Below are 23,476 nucleotides of genomic sequence, written 5' to 3' on the forward strand. Positions count from 1 at the left end.
CTGGGTCGGGTGGCGGGTGTGATCAATTTTTCGATCTTCCCTTAACCCGGTTCGACAATGTTCTGGGAATTTGAGTTGCTTTGGTGAAACAGTAATTAGAAAAAACAGCGATTAATTAGATGATGAATACTGACAGTTTGATTAGTGAAGTTAAAGATTCGGCGAGTAAATTGGGAATCGGCAAGTTTGATGTGTTTGGTGCGACGGTAGAATCGAGTAGCGCTCAGGTTAATCAAGGGGTTCCTAAACAGGTGAAAGCGTCGAATCGTTCTAGTATTATGGTGAGGGTCTGGAATGAGGATGGCACTCTGGGGGTGACTTCTACTAATGACACGACCCCCAAGGGTTTGGAGTTGGCTTTGCAAACGGCATCGGAAGCTAGTAGCTTTGGCGCGAAAGAACATATCCCGGATTTTAGTCCTTTGGCTACTTCTCCGGTAGAAGACATGGGCGATCGCACTGCGGAAGCAGCCCCTATGGATACGCTGTTAGAAACTTTACTGGAGGCGGAAAATAAGTTATTAAATAGCCATCCTGCCATTGTGGGGGTTCCCTATAATGGGCTGTCACAACGGGATTTAGTCCGGTTTTATGTGAACAGCGAGGGGGCTTTACGACAAGAACATCTTTCTTATGCCTCGATTTATCTATATAGCAAGACTGAAGAAGATGGTAAAAAGCCTCGCAGTGCGGGTGCTTACCGTTTGGGTCGTAGCTTGGAAGGGTTGGATATTGAGGGATGCTTACAGGAAACTTCCCAGAAAACTATCAGCCATTTGAACTATGAAAAGATTAAATCTGGGCGCTATTTGGTGATGTTTTCTCCAGAGGCTTTTTTGAGTATATTGGCGGGGTTTTCTAATATTTTTAATGCCCAAAATGTCTTGGATCGCCAGAGTTTGTCTACGGTGGAATCAATTGGGACGGCGATCGCTTCTCCGATGTTATCGGTTAGTGATTACGAATTGCACCAGACAAATATCGCAGCGACTACCTTTGATAGTGAGGGAACACCGAGGGGAGAAGTGGCACTAATTAAGGAGGGTATATTAACTCATTTTCTCCATAGTTCCATTACCGCCCGCCGCCTGAATGCTCAACCTACCGGTAATGGTAATATGGGGGCGAAAGTGTCGGTGAGTCCGAATTTCTTTTGTGTGGCTCCGGGGACAGGTGAAAATAGCGAATCCTACAACATTAATACTGCTGATAATGTGATCTGGATTGATGAGTTGCACGCCCTCCATTCGGGAGTACAATCTATACAAGGCTCGTTTTCTTTACCCTTTGATGGTTGGATGATTAAAGGAGGCGATCGCATTAGTATTGAGTCCGCTACCGTGGCTGGAGATATTAAACAACTACTCAAGTCTATTGTCTGTGTGGAATCAGAAGTTAAACTCACAGATGGCGGCGTTTCTCCTCGGGTTTGGGTGGAAGGATTATCGATTACCGGGGAAGGATGATATTGACCCAATTTCCCGGGGAAATTTCGGCTCTAGTGGCGGCGTTATTTTGGGCGATCGCATCAGTGATTTATGCTAATGTCGGCACCAAAATCCCGCCCCTGGGTTTGAACCTCATTAAAGGCGGAATTGCGATCGGTCTATTATTGCTCACCATCACCTTTCAGTCAGGGGGTGAATTACCCGAATTTTCCCCCTGGGTATTCGGCTTACTTCCCCTCAGCGGCATCATCGGTATAGGTATCGGAGACACCGCCTTTTTTACCACCCTCAATTGTTTAGGTCCTCGGCGCGCCTTGCTGCTAGAAACCCTCGCCCCTCCCCTAACCGCATTAATTGCCTTCATATTTTTGGGGGAAAGACTCTCTCTCACCGCCTGGGGAGGCATCTTTATCACCGTGTTAGGTATCGCCTGGGTAATTACCGAACAAGCGCCCGAAACCCTCGGAATACCCCTAAGATTAAATCGCGGCTTAGTGTTTGGCAGCATTGCCGCCTTATCCCAGTCCACCGGAGCCATTTTATCCCATTTGGCACTCACCCAAAGCGGCATCAGTCCCCTGTGGAGTACCTTATTAAGAATTTTAGGCGGTGTGGCCGTCCTGGTTTTAGCCCTACCAATTCAGCGGTTATCTCCCCTCGCCTTAGTCAAACCTTTGCAGTCTCGGCGCGTGTTGGGAATCATTATTGTCGCGACATTTTTCGGCACTTATTTGGGGATTTGGTTACAGCAAACCGCCCTCAAATTTACCGCCGCCGGAATTGCCCAAACTCTCACTTCTACCAGTCCGCTGTTTGTGTTACCGATCGCCATAGCCATGGGAGAAACTATCAGTTTCCGCGCCTTTTTAGGGGCATTAGTCGCCATTTTCGGCGTGGCGATGTTATTTTTAGCTTAATTGATAAATGTTCTGATTTTCAAAAATTAATTGGAGAGTTTACATCGATGAAAATACGGTAAATAGGACAGCAAAAACGCGACAAAACTTTGGCTATGATGGTGCAGAAAAAAAGATAAACTGGCACTCTTATATCATTAGATGAATAGTTAATTCAACGCGACCTTTACTTTGTATTTCCTCCATAATATCCGGCGGAATATTTTTCATACTGTTGATTTTCACATGGTTAGTAAAAAGAGAATTTTTTTCTCCTTTTCGACTATATATTTTGATCTCGATTAAGTTTTGCCGTTCATCTAAAATTAAACGGGTTCCTAATATATCAGATCCATCCTTTTTAACGATTCTGTGTATCTCTTTGAGGTGATCCTCCAGCAAATCGAAATCTAAAGTTTGATTTTCAAGACTTGACCATATTTCGGTCTCTGGAGTACCTTGAATGGCTTGAGATATTCGCTTGGGTAAATTTCTGACATTATTGACGAGTCGCTGCCATTGATATGCGACTGTTTCTTGAGGTTCTGGCATTGATTAATTGACCTATGATTTTCAATCGGTAAGTTAAAGCAATCAAAATTATTCAGATATGTTTTTGGTGGCTGTACATAGATGTTTTTATTAAGTTTTTGCTGTCATCAATTTTATTTTAGCTCTCTCTTCAAGCTGTTGTCGAAACTCTTCGGGAATGTCAGACAATTCTATGCTTTCTGTGACAATTGCAAACCGATACTCCTTATTGTTAATGTTCATAATATAAGTTTTAGCCTGTTTATAATACCTATTTTTTTCCTTTAACAAATAAATTACTACATCTGTAACTACTTCAACAGCTTGGTTGATGGTATCTAGTATTTGAGCCACTGCACGGTTAGCCCAAGCTTTAATTTCATTCCAATAAGGACTGACTGCTCCAAGGATAGTGACAGCAATAATAGTCCAACTGATTGGATCGATAGCCATGATTTATTCCTCTCTTAAATTTGAAGTCGATCTGGTTTCTATCCTAGCTAAATTATCAGAACTGATTTTTTGGTGATGCAGCTTGATAGTTTTATATTTGTTGATTTCCTCTATGAGGATAGACTCGTCAATAGCCTGAGCTTTACCAACTAACAATTTTAGACCAAGTTTAATTGTGATATTTCTAATATCACCCCCGCATAAACCTTCGCTGATTTCCGCCGCCCTCTCGTAACTAATGGTTTTGGGAACATTTTTAGATAAATGAAATTGCCAGAGTTGAGTCCGCATTTCTAAATCAGGTACGAGAAATTCTACATTAAATATGATCCGCCTTAAAAAAGCATTGTCATAATTTTCAAACAGGTTGGTAGCAAAAACAATCACACCATTAAATTTATCCATTAGGGTCAATAATGTGCTTTTGGCTGAATTGACTCCATAATCAGCGGCTTGAGATAAATTTGAAATTCTTTTGCTCAATACAGCATCAGCTTCATCAAAGAATAATAAACTATGGCTTTTTTCCGATTCTTGGAAGACCTGGGATATATTTTTGGATGTTCCTCCCACTAATTCTGATTCTAGCTCGCCATAGTTCACTTTAATAATGTTCATATCCAATTGGTGAGCAATGGCTTCAGCAGTAATGCTTTTACCCGTACCAGATGGTCCAAAAAAATTTATGCTCAAACCTTTACCAGTCTTGAGAAAACGATTAAACTCCCATTCTACAAATAACTTATCCCGATTTTTTACATAAGCAATCATTTCCTTAATTTGCTCACGGGTACTTTTTGATAACGCAATTTCATCCAATGTCCACTGCGGTGTCTCGCTCAGACTACTGGTTTGCTCGTTGCTGATCGGGTCGGTTTTGCCTTTAACTATTTCATATTTCATTCTTTGAATTTGATATGGCTTACTTTCCTATCCCCACTGCCACAGTATAATACCATAAGAAGATTGATAATTTTATGGTCTCATGTACTTGGTAAGGGATGATAATTAGTTATGAAACATTATATTATGTTATCCAAAGCATGATAAGATGTTACTTAAAATTAGTAAAAGTTACTCATAAAAGCAGCTATGGAGCTTAATGAAATTTTAAGATTTGCTGATGACAGAGTCTTTTCCAAGACGGGAAAACATCTAGATGATTTGCAGGAGGCGATCCTCAAAGAAGCTCTGCAAGGAAAGAAATATGCTAAAATCGCTCAAGAACGGGATTGTAGCGAAGGTTATGTGAGGGTCGTGGCATCAGAACTATGGAAAATACTTGCAGACGCATTAGGCGAAGATGTTAGTAAAGTTAATGTTAGGTCGATACTAGACAGAGCGATCATTGCTAATAACGCTAATATTTCACCAGTTATTGGGAGAGATCATGTCACGGTTCATAACAATGTAAGTTGTTTTCCAGATCAAATGCGATCGCCGGTTTCTTATGGGCAAAAACCAGAACCTCAAGATTCACCTGAGCTCGACTTAGGTGATGCGGCGGAAATTTTTACATTTTATGGACGTGATGAAGAATTATCTATACTTAAAAAATGGATCGTCACTGACGAAAAGTATGATCCTCAAAATTGCCATAATAATTGTGCAAAAATAGTTGCTATTTTAGGTGTTAGTGGTATTGGCAAGACTCACCTGGCTATAAGTCTTGCCGAATCAATCAAAAGTAACTTTAATTTTATCATCTATCGTAGTTTGCGCTTTTCGCCGACTTTAGAAACTATCTTAAATAAATTATTGGAAATATTTTCACTGTCATGGAAGATAGATGAAGCTATAGAAATCGAAACAAAAATTAGTCTAATTTTTAGCCAACTGCGCCACCATCGTTGCCTGATCATCTTGGATGACGTACAGGAAATTTTTAGTCCAGGTAAATGGGCGGGTCAATATAAATCAGCTTGTCAAGATTATCATCTATTTTTTCAAAAAGTTGCCGAAGTTTACCATCATAGCTGTTTCGTCTTAATTAGTTCGGAGAAACCGAGAGAAATTGCAGAACTAGAAAAATTAAATTTGCCAATTTTTACTTTGGTGTTAGATGGTTTGGGAATGGCAGCGAAAGATATTTTAATTTCCCATCATTTATCCGATCAACAACTATGGGAAAGGTTGATCAATATTTATCAAGGCAACCCACTATGGTTAAATATAATCGCTACCCTAATTCGAGAAATTTTTGGTGGTAAAGTTGGCAATTTTTTACAATATGATATGCCGATGTTGGACGAATCATTATCTTGGCACTTAGAACAACAGTTGCAGCGATTAAGTGATTGTGAAATGGTCATCGTCAGTCAACTAGCAAACGAACCAGAGGCGATCGCGTTATCGGAGATCGCCAATCGAGTCAAATTACCTATTTCCGATTTAATTAATGGACTAAAATCTCTAGTGAGGCGATTTATATTGGAAACCCAAGATGAAGGAGATATGACACTTTTTAGTTTAAATTCCGTCGTGGCGAAATATGTTCAAACCAGGCAATATCCATAATAGATAGTTGTTCTGTATTTTACCAAGGAGACACGGATGCTTGTTATGGGAAGCTGACGGTTCATTTTTTACCCGACAAAACTACTTCATCAACAAACATCCTCATAAAAACTCGGTTTCTGATGTCAAATACTGCCAAAGCCCGGATCAACTCTCCGGGCGGGAGTTAGGCACGAAGTAAATCAATCACACAATTGAAATTGAGCTAATTCTCTAGGTAGGTTGGAAGAATGGGGAACCTTCACACCGCGAGGCGCTAGGATACCCATACCAAAAACACAACCATCTTCAGCACTACAATCAGTCATTCTTAGGGATAGTTCGTAGTCATCCTCAAATGGCGGCTCAAAGGAAACAACTGAGACTAAATCTTCGTCAAATTCCAGCACTTCCCCACTCATGGTTTTGACTCGTAACTCCACATCGGCGCAATTTTCATCGCAATAGCCGACAAAAAGATACTCGATAGAAGGATCAAGTCTGAGGGTTAACGGTGCGCTAACTCTCGCGGGCCCTTTGCCAATTACGGGCCAGAATGCTAACTCGAAACCGTCTCTTCCCGCCTCCTCAACCACATCTCTCAGTTTGCAGACAACTGTTCTTTGTTGGTCTGTCAGATCCCTGGCTAGGGCTGTCCCTAGGAGTGCAGTACCGAGCAACATAATAATTCCCGGTAGATAATAGTGTTTCCGTTTCATTGATATCCTCTGGGAAGGGATGGTGATTAAGGGAATTTCAGAAATAATTGGAGAATATCACATTTTAGCGCGATCGCCTATAGATAGTTTATCTGTCCGTTACCCCTAGCCCTAAATTAGATTCAATTTAAGTTACCATTCCTCCAGCCATGCTTTCATTTGTGCAATTTCTGCCTCCTGTGAGGTCAAAATGTCTTCCGCTAAGGATTGCATTTCTGGGCGATCGGATTTTTCTTGTAAGTCTTTAGCCATCACTAAAGCACCTTCATGATGAGGAATCATCGCTTTGAGAAAACGCCGATCAAATTCATCATCTGCTTCGCCTAAATCCATATCCATCCGCATAGCACTAATTTGTTGCGGAGACATTTCCATCATGTGATTCATTTGATTATTCCAAGCCATTGGTGTATCTGGTGCGTCTGGATACCAGGCTTGTCGCCACTCCCTCATTTGGGCAATTTCTGTGGCTTGAGCTTGAATTATTTCTACTGCTAAATTTTGCAATTCCGGTCTGTCTGATTTCCCTAAAACTTCCTGTGCCATAATAATTGCACCTTCATGATGAGGAATCATCGCATCAATAAAGCGTAGGTCGTAGTTTTCATCTGCTGGCCCTAAATCCATATCAGCATGATCCATACCTCCATGATCCATGGTTGGTACGGTTTCACCAGTGATCTCTATGGGTTCCTCTATGGACGGAGGTACGGAATCACAACCCGCAATTAATCCCAATATGGCTATCAAACTCCAGGTTGATTTTCGGAAATTCGCATTCATTAACTTTCTCACCGATAACTATCTTAAACTACCCCCCAATTATAAACTCTCTAGTCAACAGGAGAGTCAAGGAATAGATATCATAGCAAATGTTTACCTAACATCTGGGATTAATCAATCGGTAGACAGATGCAGAATTCGGAACCTTGACCGATTTCGGACTCTACCTCTAAACTTCCTTGATGCTTATCAACCACAATTTGACGAGCGATCGCTAATCCCAAACCCGTACCTTTTCCTACTCCTTTAGTGGTAAATAAATAATCAAAAATTTGAGACTTTAGTGACTCTGGCATTCCGGAACCATTATCTATAATCCGAATCTCTACGGAATTTTGATCGGGTAAAATTTGGGTAGAAATAGTAATAGTTTGTTGGTGGATTTTGAGACTTTCAAAGGTTGAATTCATGGCGACTTCATCTAAAACATCGATCGCATTAGACAAAATATTCATAAAAACTTGGTTAATTTGACCGGGAAAACACTTAATTTTAGGTAAATTACCATAGTTTTTTACTACATTAATAGCGGGTCGGTGTTGATTAGCCTTGAGGCGATGTTTGAGAATTAACAAAGTGCTATCAATACCTTGGTGAATATCGCAGGAAACTTGATGATCTAGATCGGCTCTGGAAAAAATCCTTAAACTGGTGCTAATATCTTTAATGCGATCGCACCCTAATTTCATTGACTCCAGCATTTGCGGCAAATCTTCTAAATGATACTCAATCTCTAATTCCTCATATTTAGCCGCAATTTCTGCCCCTGGATCAACAAACTTTTCCTGATATAGTTGCAGATATTCACTCAGAGACTGTACGGATTTAATCGCCTCGTTAATATTACCATGAATAAAGCCGACCGGATTATTAATTTCGTGAGCTACGCCAGCAATTAAATTCCCCAAGGCTGACATTTTTTCACCTTGAATTAATTGCAGTTGCGACTGTTTAATTTGTTCGACATAATCTTGGGACTGTTGATATAAACGAGCATTTTCTAGGGAAATAGCCGCCTGAGTGCAAAGCAGATTCAAAACCACTAGGCGATCGCTCGTAAAGACACCACTAATCCGACGATTTTCTAGGCTCAAAATTCCCACTAAATTACCCTGATTTAAAATCGGCAAACACAAGACACTCTTAGGTTGTCGTTGCTGTAAATATTTATCAATTACAGGTAAATCCGTTTCCAGATTATCGATAACTACTACTTTCTTAGTATTTTTAACATAATTAATCAGTTTCACCGGAACTTTAGTAGTTTCGCTCAAAAGTTCCCCACAACCTTCTGTATTGTTCTCGGTATTTTTCGAGGTAGCAAGCGATCGCACTAGCCAATTTCCATCAGGGTTAGGCAAAATTAAAGCACAGCGTGAAGCCCCAGAATTTTGCAAAATAATCTTAGTGAGTTGCTGCAAAAGTTCCTCTAATTGAATCGTACTAGAGATGGCCTGGGCTGCTTTTAAAATCGCTGAAAAATCCAGCAAATTATTAATACTCGAACCCGACGAACGATTACTCGATGTAGATGTGTGAGTTGAAATACTCGGAGTAACCACAGTTGCTAAAGTCGCCATAGGAGTGAAATTAGATCCCGTCGCTTCTAAAATAGGTTTTAGTAAGTTAGGATAGGTATTTTCCAACTGCTCAGTTTTAGCTTTTGCGCCCCACCTCGCATAACAATAATAGGCTTCCTGCATATAAACCATTGCCAACTTTTCTTTACCCCAATTCAGATAAAACTTAGCCGCTAGTTCATTAGCTAAAGCCTCCTCTTGGATAAATTCGTGTTTTTTGGCTCCTAAAATTGCCTGGTCATATAAATTTATAGCCTCAACTTTTTGATCTAAAACTCGACATTTTTCCGCCTCGATTAAATCCAGCTTATGCTGATGATTCATTGGTGCATAATATGCCCAGTGACCTAAATGCTGTTGATTCTCTTCTACACGCTGCCACAATTCTGATTTCTGTTCATGTTCGGGAGCATAAATGCCTAAAGCCGTGAGGGAATCATAGAAATAAAATCCGGGAATGCTAATCATACCAGCACCACCAATTAAATATTTTTTAGCCTCAATTGCATAAGTTTCAGCTAATTTGAGTTCTGCAAATAAATAGGAAAGCATCATTTTATATAGATAAAATATATACAATCCCAGCACATCATGACTATCAGTAATGCGAGGCAAAATTTCTGTTTCTTCCATCGCTTCACCTGATAAAATGTGAGGGTTGACTGCTAACCCCAATAAATTTAAAGTAGACTGCCAATAAATTCCACAGTAATTGGCAGTGGTTATTTGATTCAATCGTTGTAAAGCGTTATAGTATCCAGATGACTGCTTTTCCAAGGTGACTAGAGTTTCACCACCCCAAAATGAGTTGAGGCAAAAGGTTTGAGCGCAATATCCAGCTTGTTCATGATTGCCAATTTCTAAGGCTTCTTTATAGCTGTCTTGTAGAAGATAAACTACGGTTTTAAGATGGTTTTTTCTGTGTAAAATAAATAAACATACTACATGAGTAACTTCTGGTTTTGCGGTTTTGATGTCTAATTTTTTCACTAATGTTAGCGCCAATTGACCAAACTTCAAACCTCTATCTATATCTTGTAAGAGATTACAACAAATAATACCATAGCAGCTATAGCTAAAGGCGGAAGCTGATGTATTGCCATATTCAATTGATAGCTTAACTCCTAAAGAAATAAACACGGGAAATAAGGGAGATTGAGAGATAGCAGCGACGGGAATCATACTATTGGCTATCTGCAAAATCGCGATTTTTTCTAGATCTGTCATTAAGGGTAGGTTAACTAAGTCGTCAATATCGCGATCGCCAATGAGTTCGATAACTTCTGCAACTACTTGGTTAATATCGTTTGGGGTGGGATTTGCTGGGTAATTTACACCCATATTTTGCAGAAACTCTTGACCAATATCAATAGCCTGACTTAGCTGATTTTGAGCCACATTTGCTTGAATTTTAATCCGGTAAACATCCACTTTTTCTACCCACTTTTTACCATGAGACATAACCTCATCAATAAAAGTGTTCATAGTCTCAAAATCACCGGACAAGGCAGCTAATTCCGCCCCCAAATTATAAAATTCTAGGGTGATTTGATATTGTCGTTCCCAGGATTTTTCCCCAAGTGAATATAACCCCGTCTGGGTATAATCTAAACCCGCTTGATAGGCGGTAGCTGCTTTGGCTTTCCGACAAGCTATCAGGTTTAGTTTGGCTAATTCATCCCGTTCTTTTTGGGTGGGAATTAAGGCTATACCATAGTTAAGTTTACTGATGATATCAAAAATGTAATCTTCCCTAGACTCAAGAGGAATTTGTTTCAGCAATAGTTGTCCTATGCGGTAATGAGTAGCCTGTTTTTGCTGTTCAGGAATTAGTGAATAAGCAGCCTGTTGTACCCGGTCATGCAAAAATTTGTATTCTACTTTTTCAGTATGGATACTGTTTAACTCCGTTTTATACTCAGCTAGATATAATTTATAAAGCTGAGTTTCCGGGATGATTAAACCGCATAATAGGGCTTTCCATAAAGCGATCGCTACTTGGGTTGGTGATTTTTCACAAACAATTGCTAATGTATCCAAATTAAACTGATTTCCCAGACAAGCCGCTAACTGTAATACCTCCTGAGTTTCCCTAGGTAATTTCTGTAACTGTATCGCCATAAACTCAACTACATCATCCGTCAAAGATAGGGAATTCACTCTAGCAATATCACATTCCCAGTAGCGTTTTTCGAGATTAAAGCTAATACATTGATTCTCATATAATGCTTTGAGAAACTGGGTGATAAAAAACGGGTTTCCTTTGGTTTTACGATTAACTAATTCCGTAATTCGATAAGCTAGTTCAACCGTACAGGCTAAAGTATCCGCCACCAACTGATTACTGTCCTCAAACTCCAGAGGACTTAAAGTAATAGTATTAACCGTTTTACCCATTTTTTTCAGTTCTTCCACTGTTAACATAAAAGGATGTACAGGAGACACCTCATTATCCCGATAAGCCCCCAATAACAGTAGATAGGTCTTTTCTTCCATTAATAGCTTCATTAACTCCAGAGAGGCTAAATCTGCCCACTGTAAATCATCTAAAAATATCACCAGTGGATGCTCATAAGTTGTCAAGACCGAGATAAATTTTTGAAATAGCAAATTAAACCGATTTTGGGCGGCAGTTCCAGATAATTCCGGGACCGGAGGTTGAGGGCCGATGATTTTTTCCAGTTCGGGAATTACTTCAATTAAAACTTGTCCGCCACCTCCTAAAGCTCCTAAAATTTTACCTTTCCATTGTTCAAGCTGAAAATCAGACTCTGACAATAGTTGCCACATTAAATTCCTTAATGCTTGCACAAAACCTGAGAAAGGGGTATTATGATTTAATTGGTCAAATTTACCTTGAATAAAATAGCCTTGCTGGCGGGTAATCGGTTTGTGGACTTCATGGACTACAGCGGTTTTACCAATCCCAGAAAAACCCGCCACTAACATAATTTCTGATGCGCCATTAGCTACCCTATCAAAAGCTGCTAATAATTCCTCAATTTCGTTTTCTCGACCATAGAGTTTTTCGGGAATTAAAAAGCGATCGCTCAAGTCACAAGAGGCGATCGCAAACTCGCCAATATTACCAGTTTTTTGCCACTGTTGCCAACAATTTTCTAAATCATGTTTGAGTCCCCAAGCACTCTGATAACGATCCTCAGCATTTTTTGCCATTAATTTCGCTACGATATCAGATAAAACCTTCGGCACATCAGGGTTAACCTCATGTAATGGAGTTGCCATTTTAGCCAAATGACAATAGACTAATTCCATAGGATCATCAACATTAAAAGGCAACTCTCCCGCCAGTAATTGATAGAAAGTTATTCCCAGAGAATATAAATCACTGCGGTAGTCGGTGCCGCGATTCATCCGGCCAGTTTGTTCTGGGGATAAATAAGCTAAAGTCCCTTCTAAAATATTAGGATTTTGGATAGTCTGATTTTCTTTTGGCAATAATGAAGCCAAGCTAAAGTCAATCAATTTAATTTCTTTAGTTTCGGGATGAATCAGAATATTTGCGGGTTTAATATCTTTGTGAATTACCCGTTCTTGAGACAATCCGTGCAGAATTTCTGCTAGTTGCAACCCTATAGCTAAAAAGTCAGGAATTAAGATTTTGTCTGGTTGCCACTGATTCAGAGAAATATGTCCCTCATAGGGCATCACTAAGGCATAACTATTGCCATAATTTTCTAAAGATAAAGGTTTGACAATTCCTGAAAGTTCCAGATTTTTCGCCAGTGTATATTGATTGCGAAACTGAGCCAGTTCATTAAAATTCGGATGGGGATTCCGTAAAACTTTGATGATTACCGCTTGGTTATCACTGGTTCTAGTGCCTTTATAAACTATGGTGCGGGTTCCTTGATAGATAATTTCGCCAAAGTTGTACAAGGGAAGAGTCATAATCATGGGGTAAGCTGTGGTTAATAGGGTTGACTCAATCAGAACTTGGATAGATAGGCGCTTCCAGGCTTTCCTAGCCTCGGTCTAGTTAATTGTGGGCGGTCTGTGATTAAACTTTTGATAGCTTAACCTATAAAACCAAAATTTTCTGTAAATTGTGCTATAGAGTAATACAAACTTCGCAGTTATGCCAAGGGTAACTTGATCACAAATTCTGTCCCCACCCCTGGGGCTGATGAAAAACTCAACTCTCCCTGGTGATTTTGGGTGATAATTTGGTAGCTAGTTGGTAATCCCATCCCTGTACCTTGACCTACGGCTTTGGTCGTAAAGAATGGGTTAAAAATCTTGTTTTGATGTTCGGGACTGATGCCAATACCATTATCTTTTATGGCAATCAATATTTGCTTTTTCTGGGCGAGGCGTGTTTTGATGTTTATACATCCTCTATAATCAGAGTTTGCCGCAGTATTTAATAGATTTCGTCTTTCCTCGATCGCCTGAATAGCATTAATGAGTAAATTCATAAATACCTGATTTAATAGGCTGCTATAACATTCAAATAACGGCAAATCTCCATAGTCTTTAATTACCTGAATTGCCGGACTTCCATTGCTACCATTGACGCGATTTTGGAGAATCACTAACGTGCTATCAATATTTTCGTGAATATCCACCGATTTTAACTTGGCTTCATCTAAACGGGAGAAGGTACGCAGGGATTTAACAATATCCCGAATCCGGGAGGCTCCATTAGTCATTGAACTAATGATTTTGGGGAAATCATCCTTAATAAAATCTAAATCCATATCCTCAATTAAATCGCTAATTTCTGGGGGAGGATCAGGATACAATTCTTGATAAGTATCAATCAATTCTAACAAAGATTCCGTATAGGTAGAAGTGTGGGTTAAATTGCCGTAAATAAAACTAACTGGGTTGTTAATTTCATGGGCAACACCTGCGACTAATTGACCTAAACTCGACATTTTTTCAGCTTGAATTAGCTGCACTTGTGTTTCTTGTAATTCCCGATATGCTTTTTGTAATTCCTTACCTTTGGCTTTGGACTCCTGATAAAGTTGAGCTTGATAAATGGCGATCGCTACCTGAGTTGCCAGATTTTGTAGCAGTTCTATTTCATCATCTAACCAACAGCGATCGCATTCGCAACCCTTAGTACAATCACTCTGAACTCTCCCGATTTCAAAACCTCCAATTGTCCCGCCAGCAGTATGCACAGGTAACACCAAATAACTGTCAATTCCTGACTGTTGACAAAATTCTTTTAAGGCTTCGTCTTGGCTATCCTTAACTACATCTAGCCGATACATTTTTCCATGAAATAAATGATAAAATAATTTTGGAAAATTATCAATATTATAACTCCCTATCCAACTAGGTATTCCTGGATTTTTCTGCTCCTTAACATTTTCTAAGCAGGGTGGATTGGTATCGGATCTATACCATACAAATGCACAAATATCAACTTTAATTTCCTGAAAAATCGCATTGACAGCATTTTGCAAAATCGTATCTAAATTAAGAGAATTGCGAATTTCGGTGCTGATCCGATTTAAAGTTTGGGTGCGACTCAGCAAAGATTGCAACTTTTGTTCCGCTTTTTGGCGTTCCCTTAAAGCCGCTTGCTGTTCACTAATATCTCGAACAATAGACAAAACATCATTACCACAGGGAGCAAACCGCGCCTCATAATTTCGGGCCCCTTCAGGCATTTCCAGGTCATATTCAAACAACTGGATCTGTTGAGTGTTGAGAGTATCTGCAATGGCTTTAGCCGTCGGTACAGCCAGAAACTCCGGCAAGACTTCATGGAGATTTCGACCCAAAAATTGCGAGGGTTCTATTAACGGTGTCACCTGTATGGATGGCTTATAATCAACAAAAACATAATCGGAACTATAGCGGAACATCATATCAGGAATAGCATCAAGCAAAGCGCGGGTCTGAGCCTCGCTTTCTTTTAAGGCATTTTCCGCCTGTATCCGGTCTGTAATATCTTCAAAAATTCCCACCAAACCAATTACCTTTCCGTCGGCATCATGGAGAGGTATTTTAGTGGTTTCTACCCAATTCATGCTACCATCAGCATTGCTTTTATTTTCAATTAATTTGATTTGGGGTCGATCGCTATTCATCACCTGGCGATCGCAAGCGCGATAATGTTCAGCTTCTTTTCGGCTCACACAATAATCATAATCCGTTTTCCCTATAAAAAAGCTCGTATTTTCACCACCAAAAGCCGTAGCAAAAGCCTGGTTACACCCCATAACCACACTATGATAATCCTTCCAAAATACCGACTGTGGCAGAGCATCAAGAATAGTTTGCAACAACTCCCGCGATCGATAAACTTCCTCTTGGGCTTTCACTCTTTCCGTAATATCCATCACCGTCCCAAAGATCCGCACCACCTGATCCCCACGCTGTTCTACTTCAATCCGACCATTCAGATAAGCCACCTCATCACCAGCACGCACAACCCGAAAATCAAAGTTTTGGGGAATCCCCTTATTAGCTTCCGCAACCCTATTTTGAAATAAACAGCGATCGTCAGGGTGAATTATGGTCAGATGTTCTGCAAAAGTCGGCTCACCCTGTTCCGGACTCATACCAAACAGATTAAATACCTCTTCCGACCAAGTAACCTTTTGGGTTTTCACATCAAAAGACCAGTTACCAAGATGCGCCACTTTTTGAGCTTTTTGCAGTTGATTAGTCAGTTCTTGTAGCGCCAGTTCATTAGCTTTACGCTGCGAAATATCCTGATAAATTCCAATAAATCGCATCGGTTCACCCAGACGATTCCTCTCCACAATTTTACCAATACCTAAACTCCATTTATAGGAACCATCCTCGCATCGTAAACGATGTTCAGTCTCATAGATATCAATTTCTCCCCGGATATGTCGATTCATATTATCATAAACTAATTCTCTATCCTCTGGGTGAATCCTACTTGTCCACTCATTAGCATTATAATTAACCAACGCTTCCGTAGCACCGATAAAATTCCGCCAATGTTCCTCCGATAAAACCAACTCATTGGTTTGCATATTCCAATCCCAAGTGCCAATATCAGCTGATTCTAGGGCAATTTCTAAACGAATATGACTTTCCCGCACCGCCATTTCCGCCTGTTTACGGTCATGAATATATCGGGCAATTCCCAAACATCCTATCACCTCACCTTCATCATTTCTCATCGCCGATACATTAGTAGAATGCCAGTAATAGTGATTATCTTTATGTAACACCCTATATTCAGCACCTCGCACTTTTTCCCCTAATAAAGCTCGATTAAAAGCATCTACACAAACCAGCACATCTTCACTATGTACAAAATCAGCAAAAGAACCACCCAACAACTCATCAATGGGATATCCCATAGTTTCTTCAAAATTTGGGCTCACATAACTAAAAGTGCCATCCACATCAGCAATAAACACCATATCATTGAGATTTTCAGTCAAATTCCGAAACTGACTCTCGCTTCTTCGTAGGGCAATTTCACTTTCTTTTTGCTCAGTAATATCTCGAATATAACCATACCAAGTCGTGCTACCATCCTCCTCTCGCTGGGGTGTAGCATGACCTAGCAACCATAACAACCGACCATCAGGGTGAGTTACACGATACTCGCAAAGCCAGGGAGTCAAATTTTTCGCCGATGCCAAAATAGACTGTTCTACCAACTGTATATCATCAGGATGCAGCACATTAAAAATGGCACTAGCATCAGACCGCACGGCTTCTGGTTCAATGCCATAAATCTCTCGTAATCCTTCGCTACTGTAGGGAAAAGCAAACCCACCATCGAGATTTTGACAAAACTTATAAATTATCCCAGGAATATGGCGACCAATTTGTTGCAGACAATACTCTGCGTCCATCTGTTCCGTAATCTGTCGCAGTTTTTCAGGAGTACAGACAGAGGCGGCTAAGGCAGATTGCAAGGATTTTACCTGTTCTTGTAGCCTTTGGATTTCCGTAACATTTCGTAAAGTCACCAGATGACAATTAGGCAAAAAATTAGCCCTGGCTACATACTCCACCATCACCACACCACCATCAGGTGGTATCAGACGAAATGAGCCACGCATCTCCCCTTGGTCGAGGAAATCTTGCCAAGTTTCCTCAAAATTAAAGCCAGGTTCAGCAAAATCACTAATCCGACATCCCATCAAATCTTGATGTTCCAACCCAAATAATTGGCAAGCCGCCTGGTTAGCATCAAGGTAATATCCCAAGTTATCCGCTATCAGTATCCCATCTAAAGATCCTTGAAACAAAGCCAATAAGGGACTATCTGGGGTCATCAGTCGTCCCATTAACTGACGTTTAACTCGATGAGACGAAGGAGCAGATAAAACCTGGATTTGATTGGAGAATATCATAATCAATTAAGATAACAGAGAACTTGTGGGCAGACTCCCTGGTTTCCTGTGCCACCTTTAGGGACTACCTAGGGAGGAGTCATCACTTGATCAGTCATAAAATTTTCGGACCCTTAGAAAACCAAGACGGATGCGATTATGATTCAATTATGGCTCAAAATATTTCCACTCGCCATAGGTGGCATAATTTTGGTCTATTTTCTGTCCCAAATACAAATAATCCCCATCTTGATACCAAGAGGGGATTAGCAACAACATCTGAGCAACAACGGATAATCTATGATGCTGTTATCTGGGACAAACGGAAATATTGTTAGCGTTCAGAACAATTCTTCCAGCAGAACGTTGATTAATTAACACGGGGTTTCCGGTATCAGTTTTAATGATCAGGGGATCAAGTCTCTTGCATTCCTGAACCCGTTCGCCCCACTCCTCAACCCGGCGGGTATATTCAGCGCGGACGCGGGGAATATTATCTAGGGTAATGCCGGCCGGAATTGGTGGCAGATTAGGAATAAATACTTCATCGGTGATTACTGCATCACTTCTGATGTTGCGGTTAACTCCTAATTCATACATAATCGGATAGCGGAAAGCAGAAGGGAGAGTCCGAAAAGGATTAGCCAAATCGGGCAAGCTGTAGTACCTGGGGGGAGTTACTCTGCCAGTTTCGGGATCTGGTCGCTGGTATCTGATATCAAAATCTGATGGAGTTGTGGGAACTCCAATTTGAGCGAAGGCTTTGACAGGCATGAATGCTGTAATCAGCACACACAACCCACCTAACAGTTTAGACTTCATTAAACTCATCTCCTCAAAATCACCTAGTGGTTTGCCGATCCATCCTACAGGCTATTGCCCTAGGATTCCAAATTCCTGAGACTTTATGCCAGAGGTATCTCGGAACTCTAGCAAATTTTACCTCAGATATCAACTGATATTATTACCGGAACCCAACTATTGTCCCGGATATCTATTTATTTCAGGATTGGTGACGATCGCATTACCATAGCCAGTAGCCACTATAAGGCCAAATCTGATAAATTGTTGATCCTAACCAAAATCATCGCCAAATTATCTGCTCAAGATCCATCTATGACATCCAACAACGACTCGCGCCGCCTCGCCAAATTTAGGGGCTACCGGGAATCTATCACGGTTAAACCCATCACTAGCCTCCAGAGAAAAATCGGCATTTGGGTATGTGGGCTGATTCTCGGATTCGTCCTTAGCCAAACCCACGCCTATTGTGCGGCAGCAGGCGATCGCATAATTTCCGCCATTACCAACCCCCCACAACCGCCACCCACCCCCACCCAGGTAGGGCCTGATTTTGAACTCAGCCAAATTCCCCTACCAAACCCTTTTGAAACCGCCAGCAACAGTCCCCAATCCAATCAACCCAGCCATCAACGGGAATTTAGGGGAGTATGGGTCGCCTCGGTAGTTAATATTGACTGGCCCTCAGCTTCCAATCTATCGGTAGCCCAACAAAAATTTGAACTCCTAGCTATCCTTAACCGGATGCAGGAATTAAACCTTAACGCCCTAGTCTTGCAAATTCGCCCCACCGGCGATGCTTTCTATCAGTCCCAAATTGAACCCTGGAGTACCTGGCTGACCGGAAGACAAGGGCAAGCCCCTAATCCCTTCTATGACCCCCTACAATTTGCCATTGAAGAATCCCACAAGCGCAATATTGAACTCCACGCCTGGTTTAATCCCTATCGCGCCCGCATGGGTTCAGAAAGGGGTCCTTTTGCACCCAATCACATGGCCGCGGTTTATCCCCAATACGCCTACCGCTACGGCGACCTAATTTGGATGGACCCTGGTGCGAAAGAAGTACAAGACCGCACCTATAACGTGATTATGGATGTTGTCCGGCGCTACGACATAGATGCGGTTCACCTGGATGATTATTTTTACCCCTATCCCAAACCCGGAATTCCTTTCCCGGACGGACAAACCTACAACGCCTATCGAGCGGCTGGGGGTAATCTCTCCCTGGCTGACTGGCGGCGAAATAATGTCAATCAGATGATATTCCGCCTATATCAGGGGATTAAGGAAATTAAGCCCTATGTCAAATTTGGCATTAGTCCCTTTGGTATTTATCGCCCTGGAAAGGCTCCGGGAATTGTGGGTATGGATCAATATGAGGCTATCTTTGCTGATGTCAAATTATGGATGGATAGGGGATGGTTAGATTATCTCTCTCCCCAACTCTATTGGCGCATTGACCCCCCACAACAGAGTTATCCGGTGTTATTGGATTGGTGGGTACGGAATAACCCCTTCCAGCGCCATATTTATACGGGAAACTTTCTGAGTCAATTGGCTAATGGTTGGCCTGTGTCTGAGTTTCAGCGACAAGTCCAGATTTCTCGCCAAAAAGCTAATCAGCTTTCCCTGGGAAATATCTTTTTTAGCATGAAGATGTTTCGGGATAATCAAAGTGGTGTGAATGAGGTATTTAAATCATCTGTTTACCCAACTCCGGCTCTGCCGCCGTCTATGCCTTGGCTAGACAATGAACCACCACAACCCCCAACGGGTTTACAAGCTAGTTCCGGGATGATTTCCTGGAATCCATCTCCTGATCATGATATCCGATCTTGGGCTTTATACCAGCAGTTTACCAATGGTTGGCAGTTGGTGAGAGTCCTCGATCGCAATACCACAGCGGTCAGGGTCTCACCAGGAACCTACGCCGTCCGAGCGGTCGATCGCATGGCTAACGAAAGTTCAGAGGCGATCGTTAATGTCAGTTAATTTCTAACTTCATCAAGAGGCGGGTTAATTCACTGAATTGGTCACCATTGACCCTGAGCAGATAACCCGCCTTTATTATGGCAACTTCCCACTTCCCTATTTATGACTTTTATCTCCACCGATTACGCTATCTTCCTGTTTTGTGTCTTCCTGATTTATTGGCTAACGCCCTGGCGCAAAGGCAGATTAATCATACTATTAGCAGCCAGTTTAATATTTTATGCCTCCCTACAAATTCAATATATCCCCCTGCTGTTACTGTGCATTTTCTTTAACTTTGGTTTAGCCCTCTCTATCGGTGAGCCTTTAGAAGACTGGCAAATTGCCAATAGTTCCTTCAACCGTGGCCGCCTGATTTTATTGTGGATTGGAATTACCATCAACCTCCTACTATTACTAGGCTTTAAATATATTCCTTTTCTGCTCAATATCATTGGCGGTATCTTCAATAATAATCAGATTCAAGATGCAGCGGTTTGGGTAAGTTCCTATATTGTACCACCTTTAGGATTGAGTTTTTTCTGCTTTGAAATAATCGCCTATTTAATAGATGTATATAGAGGCGCACCCCCCACCAATTCTTTACTAGAATTTACCAGCTATAAATTCTTATTCCCCAAATTCATTGCCGGCCCAATTACCCGCTATCATCATCTCAAAAATCAATTCCAAACCCTGCAATTTCCCACACCAGAAAAAATCACAGATGGTTTATGGTTGCTGGCTATGGGCGCAGTCAAAAAAGGAATTTTTGCCGATCGCATTGGTATTTTCGTAGACCTAAGTTTTGACAACTTACAACGGGCTGGAAGTGGCGACTTATGGCTGGCTACAGTGGCTTATGGTTTACAGCTTTATTTAGATTTTACCGGCTATGTAGACCTAGCCAGAGGTACAGCATTACTACTAGGATTAAACTTACCAGAAAACTTTGATGCTCCCTATTTTACCACCAGTATCGCCGATTTTTGGCGACGATGGCATATCACCCTAGGGGACTGGCTGCGAAATTATCTATATTTTCCCCTAGGAGGGTCAAGGGTGGGACTCACGCGCACCTGTCTCAACTTACTAATTGTCATGTTAATTGCGGGAATTTGGCACGGCGCAGCCTGGGGGTTTATTTTATGGGGGGTATTACACGGGGTAGCTTTAGTCATTCACCGACTGACAGACACCCTATCTAAACAGTTATCAATAGAGTGGATTTGGCTAACTTTTCCAGGTATAATTATCAGTTGGTTTATCACCCAATTAATGGTTTTTTGGACTTGGATTTTCTTCAGACTTCCTGACTTAAAGGATTCATTTTGGGTAGTGCAAAACCTTTGGGGCACCCGCGCCGACATTCAATTTGCCCACCTAGTTTATGTGGAGGCTTTAGGAGTTGAAAGAATTGATTTAGCCAGGATTCTAGTTGGGGTAATCATAGCCATGGCGATCGCCACCGCATTTCGACGGGGTTTAAAAGTACAACTTAACTGGCCGATTAAGTTAATTTTAGTTCCCCTGTGCTTTTTCGCGGTCTTATTATTAGCCCCAGAAGGTGGTTTACCCTACATTTATTTTGACTTTTAAGCCCCAGGACTCCCCCCCAGTGATACCCCAACCACATCGCCAGAAATTAGGAATCTTGATTAAGTTTTAAAACCGCCATAAAAGCCTCTTGGGGAACATCCACCGACCCCAAAGCCTTCATCCGTTTTTTACCCTTAGCCTGCTTCTGGAGTAATTTCTTTTTACGGCTAATATCACCGCCATAACACTTAGCTAAAACGTCCTTACGCAAAGCTGGTATATGTTCACTAGCGATCACCTTAGAACCGATCGCCGCTTGAATAGGGACCTTAAACTGATGGCGAGGAATCAACTCTTTGAGTTTTTCCGCCATTCCCCGTCCGACATTATAGGCTTTATCCCGATGAACAATCATCGCCAGGGAGTCTACAGTATCCTTATTAATCATAATATCCAGCTTAACCAAAGGATTCTCACGGTAGCCGACAAAATGATATTCCATACTGGCATATCCCCGCGATCGCGATTTCATTTGATCAAAAAAGTCCGTCACCACCTCAGCCAAAGGAACCTCATAAACCAAAGTAGTCCGCCCCATAGTCAGATATTTCATATCCAGAAAATCACCCCGCCGACCTTGGGCTAATTCCATCAAAGTACCCACAAAAGTCTCTGGGGTAATCATTTCTACCCGCACATAAGGTTCCTCTATTTTCTCGCGGTGATTAGGTTCGGGTAATTTACTCGGGTTATCAATCATCAGCACTTCCCCAGTATTAGTCGTCACCCTATAGACCACAGAAGGAGAAGTGACAATCAAATTTAGGTCATATTCTCGTTCCAATCTCTCTTGGACAATTTCCATGTGTAGTAACCCCAAGAAACCACACCGGAAACCAAACCCCATAGCACTAGACGTTTCAGGTTCGTATGACAAAGAAGCATCATTTAACTTGAGGCGATCGAGGGCTTCTCGTAAGTCGGGAAACTGGTCAGCATCAATAGGAAATAACCCACAAAATACCATGGGTTTAGCCTCTGTGTATCCAGGGAGAGGGTTATCCGCCTGATTTTTAGCCATAGTAATGGTATCACCAACCCGGGCATCTTCCACAGCCTTAATCGCCGCACCCAGATAGCCGACTTCCCCGGCGTGCAATTCATCAACAGGGGTTTGAGTGGGGGCTAATACTCCTAACTCATCAATTTCGTATTCTTTACCAGATGCCATTAAACGAATGCGATCGCCTTTTTTAACCGTCCCGTCCATGACCCGAAAATAGACAATCACCCCACGATAACTGTCATAATAGCTATCAAAAATCAACGCCCGCAGTTTCTCGGATACGGTATCCTTGGGAGGCGGAACTAATTTGACAATAGACTCCAAAATCTCCCCAATACCAATACCTTCCTTAGCAGAAGCGCGGATCGCATCGGAACAGTCTAAACCAATAATTTCCTCAATTTCCCCAGCGACCCGTTCAGGTTCAGCCCCAGGTAAATCAATTTTATTGAGGACTGGGATAATTTCTAAATCATTCTCCAAAGCTAAATAGACATTAGCCAAGGTTTGCGCTTCCACCCCTTGGGAAGCATCCACAACTAACAGCGCTCCCTCACAAGCAGCCAAAGAACGGGATACCTCATAGGAAAAGTCCACATGGCCAGGAGTATCGATCAGATTCAAAACATATTCCTGACCATCTTTGGCTGTATAATTCATCCGAGCGGCCTGGAGTTTGATGGTAATCCCCCGTTCCCGTTCAATATCCATGGAATCTAGGAACTGTTCCTTCATCTGGCGATCAGCGACAGTCCCGGTCTGCTGAAGTAGGCGATCGGCTAAGGTAGACTTACCATGATCAATATGAGCAATAATCGAAAAATTACGAATCCGAGTTACAGGAACGTTAGTCATAAGGGGTAACTTTTTAAAACCAGTCA

General features: G+C 41.5%; 14 protein-coding genes. 5 read left to right on the forward strand and 9 right to left on the reverse strand.

The features are described 5' to 3' along the window. Positions 1 to 119: 119 nt before the first annotated feature. Both NLZ44_RS23380 and NLZ44_RS23385 read left to right on the forward strand, forming a co-directional pair. Positions 120 to 1,466 (forward strand): TldD/PmbA family protein, encoded by a 1,347-nt coding sequence (locus tag NLZ44_RS23380; RefSeq protein WP_493751328.1) that lies wholly within the window; start codon positions 120 to 122, stop codon positions 1,464 to 1,466. Continuing rightward, on the forward strand, positions 1,463 to 2,365 hold the full coding sequence (locus NLZ44_RS23385) for a DMT family transporter (RefSeq protein WP_493751329.1): 903 nt from the start codon (positions 1,463 to 1,465) through the stop codon (positions 2,363 to 2,365). Before NLZ44_RS23380 ends, NLZ44_RS23385 begins: the two co-directional genes overlap by 4 nt. A 129-nt stretch (positions 2,366 to 2,494) precedes the next feature. Here NLZ44_RS23385 and NLZ44_RS23390 read toward each other — a convergent pair whose 3' ends face one another. From NLZ44_RS23390 to NLZ44_RS23400, 3 genes are all read right to left on the reverse strand, one after another. After that, on the reverse strand, positions 2,495 to 2,896 hold the full coding sequence (locus NLZ44_RS23390; RefSeq protein ID WP_493751330.1) for a hypothetical protein: 402 nt from the start codon (positions 2,894 to 2,896) through the stop codon (positions 2,495 to 2,497). A 90-nt stretch (positions 2,897 to 2,986) separates the two neighbouring features. Next, positions 2,987 to 3,328: a hypothetical protein gene (locus NLZ44_RS23395; RefSeq protein WP_493751331.1), complete on the reverse strand. Its 342-nt coding sequence runs from the start codon at positions 3,326 to 3,328 to the stop codon at positions 2,987 to 2,989. A 3-nt stretch (positions 3,329 to 3,331) separates the two neighbouring features. Further along, on the reverse strand, positions 3,332 to 4,231 hold the full coding sequence (locus NLZ44_RS23400) for an ATP-binding protein (protein ID WP_046321713.1): 900 nt from the start codon (positions 4,229 to 4,231) through the stop codon (positions 3,332 to 3,334). 189 nt (positions 4,232 to 4,420) lie between these two features. Here NLZ44_RS23400 and NLZ44_RS23405 point away from each other — a divergent pair, with 189 nt between their 5' ends. After that, positions 4,421 to 5,845: a helix-turn-helix domain-containing protein gene (locus tag NLZ44_RS23405; RefSeq protein ID WP_006622085.1), complete on the forward strand. Its 1,425-nt coding sequence runs from the start codon at positions 4,421 to 4,423 to the stop codon at positions 5,843 to 5,845. 182 nt (positions 5,846 to 6,027) lie between these two features. Here NLZ44_RS23405 and NLZ44_RS23410 read toward each other — a convergent pair whose 3' ends face one another. The 5 genes from NLZ44_RS23410 to NLZ44_RS23430 all read right to left on the reverse strand — a co-directional run bounded on the left by NLZ44_RS23410 (position 6,028) and on the right by NLZ44_RS23430 (position 18,037). Beyond that, entirely contained in the window at positions 6,028 to 6,543 is a 516-nt protein-coding gene (locus NLZ44_RS23410; protein ID WP_006622086.1) for a hypothetical protein, read from the reverse strand. A gap of 132 nt (positions 6,544 to 6,675) precedes the next feature. Continuing rightward, entirely contained in the window at positions 6,676 to 7,326 is a 651-nt protein-coding gene (locus NLZ44_RS23415; protein WP_046321714.1) for a DUF305 domain-containing protein, read from the reverse strand. A gap of 110 nt (positions 7,327 to 7,436) precedes the next feature. Then, positions 7,437 to 12,824, reverse strand: coding sequence for an ATP-binding sensor histidine kinase (locus NLZ44_RS23420; RefSeq protein WP_493751332.1), 5,388 nt, complete (start codon positions 12,822 to 12,824; stop codon positions 7,437 to 7,439). A gap of 179 nt (positions 12,825 to 13,003) precedes the next feature. Next, a complete protein-coding gene (locus NLZ44_RS23425) occupies positions 13,004 to 17,236 on the reverse strand; it encodes a PAS domain S-box protein (RefSeq protein ID WP_493751333.1) in 4,233 nt (1,410 codons plus the stop codon). A 288-nt stretch (positions 17,237 to 17,524) separates the two neighbouring features. Next, positions 17,525 to 18,037: a hypothetical protein gene (locus NLZ44_RS23430; RefSeq protein ID WP_493751334.1), complete on the reverse strand. Its 513-nt coding sequence runs from the start codon at positions 18,035 to 18,037 to the stop codon at positions 17,525 to 17,527. Positions 18,038 to 18,280: 243 nt separating this feature from the next. On the opposite strand from NLZ44_RS23430, the gene NLZ44_RS23435 reads away from it, so the two are divergent. Beyond that, positions 18,281 to 20,011, forward strand: coding sequence for a glycoside hydrolase family 10-like protein (locus NLZ44_RS23435; protein WP_493753065.1), 1,731 nt, complete (start codon positions 18,281 to 18,283; stop codon positions 20,009 to 20,011). Between the two features lie 102 nt (positions 20,012 to 20,113). Then, positions 20,114 to 21,589 carry an MBOAT family O-acyltransferase gene (locus tag NLZ44_RS23440; RefSeq protein WP_493751335.1) on the forward strand — a complete coding sequence of 492 codons (1,476 nt, stop codon included), beginning with the start codon at positions 20,114 to 20,116 and terminating at the stop codon, positions 21,587 to 21,589. Positions 21,590 to 21,635: 46 nt separating this feature from the next. Here the strand turns inward: NLZ44_RS23440 and lepA are convergent, their stop codons facing one another. Then, positions 21,636 to 23,450, reverse strand: coding sequence for a translation elongation factor 4 (gene lepA / locus NLZ44_RS23445; protein WP_006622093.1), 1,815 nt, complete (start codon positions 23,448 to 23,450; stop codon positions 21,636 to 21,638). Positions 23,451 to 23,476 lie beyond the last annotated feature (26 nt).

The sequence above is a fragment of the Arthrospira sp. PCC 9901 genome (genome assembly GCF_059013425.1).

Excerpts from the sequence above, each read along its gene's own strand:
- NLZ44_RS23380 (WP_493751328.1), top strand. The coding sequence starts at position 120 with ATGATGAATACTGACAGTTTGATTAGTGAAGTTAAAGATTCGGCGAGT.
- NLZ44_RS23385 (WP_493751329.1), top strand. The coding sequence starts at position 1,463 with ATGATATTGACCCAATTTCCCGGGGAAATTTCGGCTCTAGTGGCGGCG.
- NLZ44_RS23390 (WP_493751330.1), bottom strand. The coding sequence starts at position 2,896 with ATGCCAGAACCTCAAGAAACAGTCGCATATCAATGGCAGCGACTCGTC.
- NLZ44_RS23395 (WP_493751331.1), bottom strand. The coding sequence starts at position 3,328 with ATGGCTATCGATCCAATCAGTTGGACTATTATTGCTGTCACTATCCTT.
- NLZ44_RS23400 (WP_046321713.1), bottom strand. The coding sequence starts at position 4,231 with ATGAAATATGAAATAGTTAAAGGCAAAACCGACCCGATCAGCAACGAG.
- NLZ44_RS23405 (WP_006622085.1), top strand. The coding sequence starts at position 4,421 with ATGGAGCTTAATGAAATTTTAAGATTTGCTGATGACAGAGTCTTTTCC.
- NLZ44_RS23410 (WP_006622086.1), bottom strand. The coding sequence starts at position 6,543 with ATGAAACGGAAACACTATTATCTACCGGGAATTATTATGTTGCTCGGT.
- NLZ44_RS23415 (WP_046321714.1), bottom strand. The coding sequence starts at position 7,326 with ATGAATGCGAATTTCCGAAAATCAACCTGGAGTTTGATAGCCATATTG.
- NLZ44_RS23420 (WP_493751332.1), bottom strand. The coding sequence starts at position 12,824 with ATGATTATGACTCTTCCCTTGTACAACTTTGGCGAAATTATCTATCAA.
- NLZ44_RS23425 (WP_493751333.1), bottom strand. The coding sequence starts at position 17,236 with ATGATATTCTCCAATCAAATCCAGGTTTTATCTGCTCCTTCGTCTCAT.
- NLZ44_RS23430 (WP_493751334.1), bottom strand. The coding sequence starts at position 18,037 with ATGAAGTCTAAACTGTTAGGTGGGTTGTGTGTGCTGATTACAGCATTC.
- NLZ44_RS23440 (WP_493751335.1), top strand. The coding sequence starts at position 20,114 with ATGACTTTTATCTCCACCGATTACGCTATCTTCCTGTTTTGTGTCTTC.
- lepA (WP_006622093.1), bottom strand. The coding sequence starts at position 23,450 with ATGACTAACGTTCCTGTAACTCGGATTCGTAATTTTTCGATTATTGCT.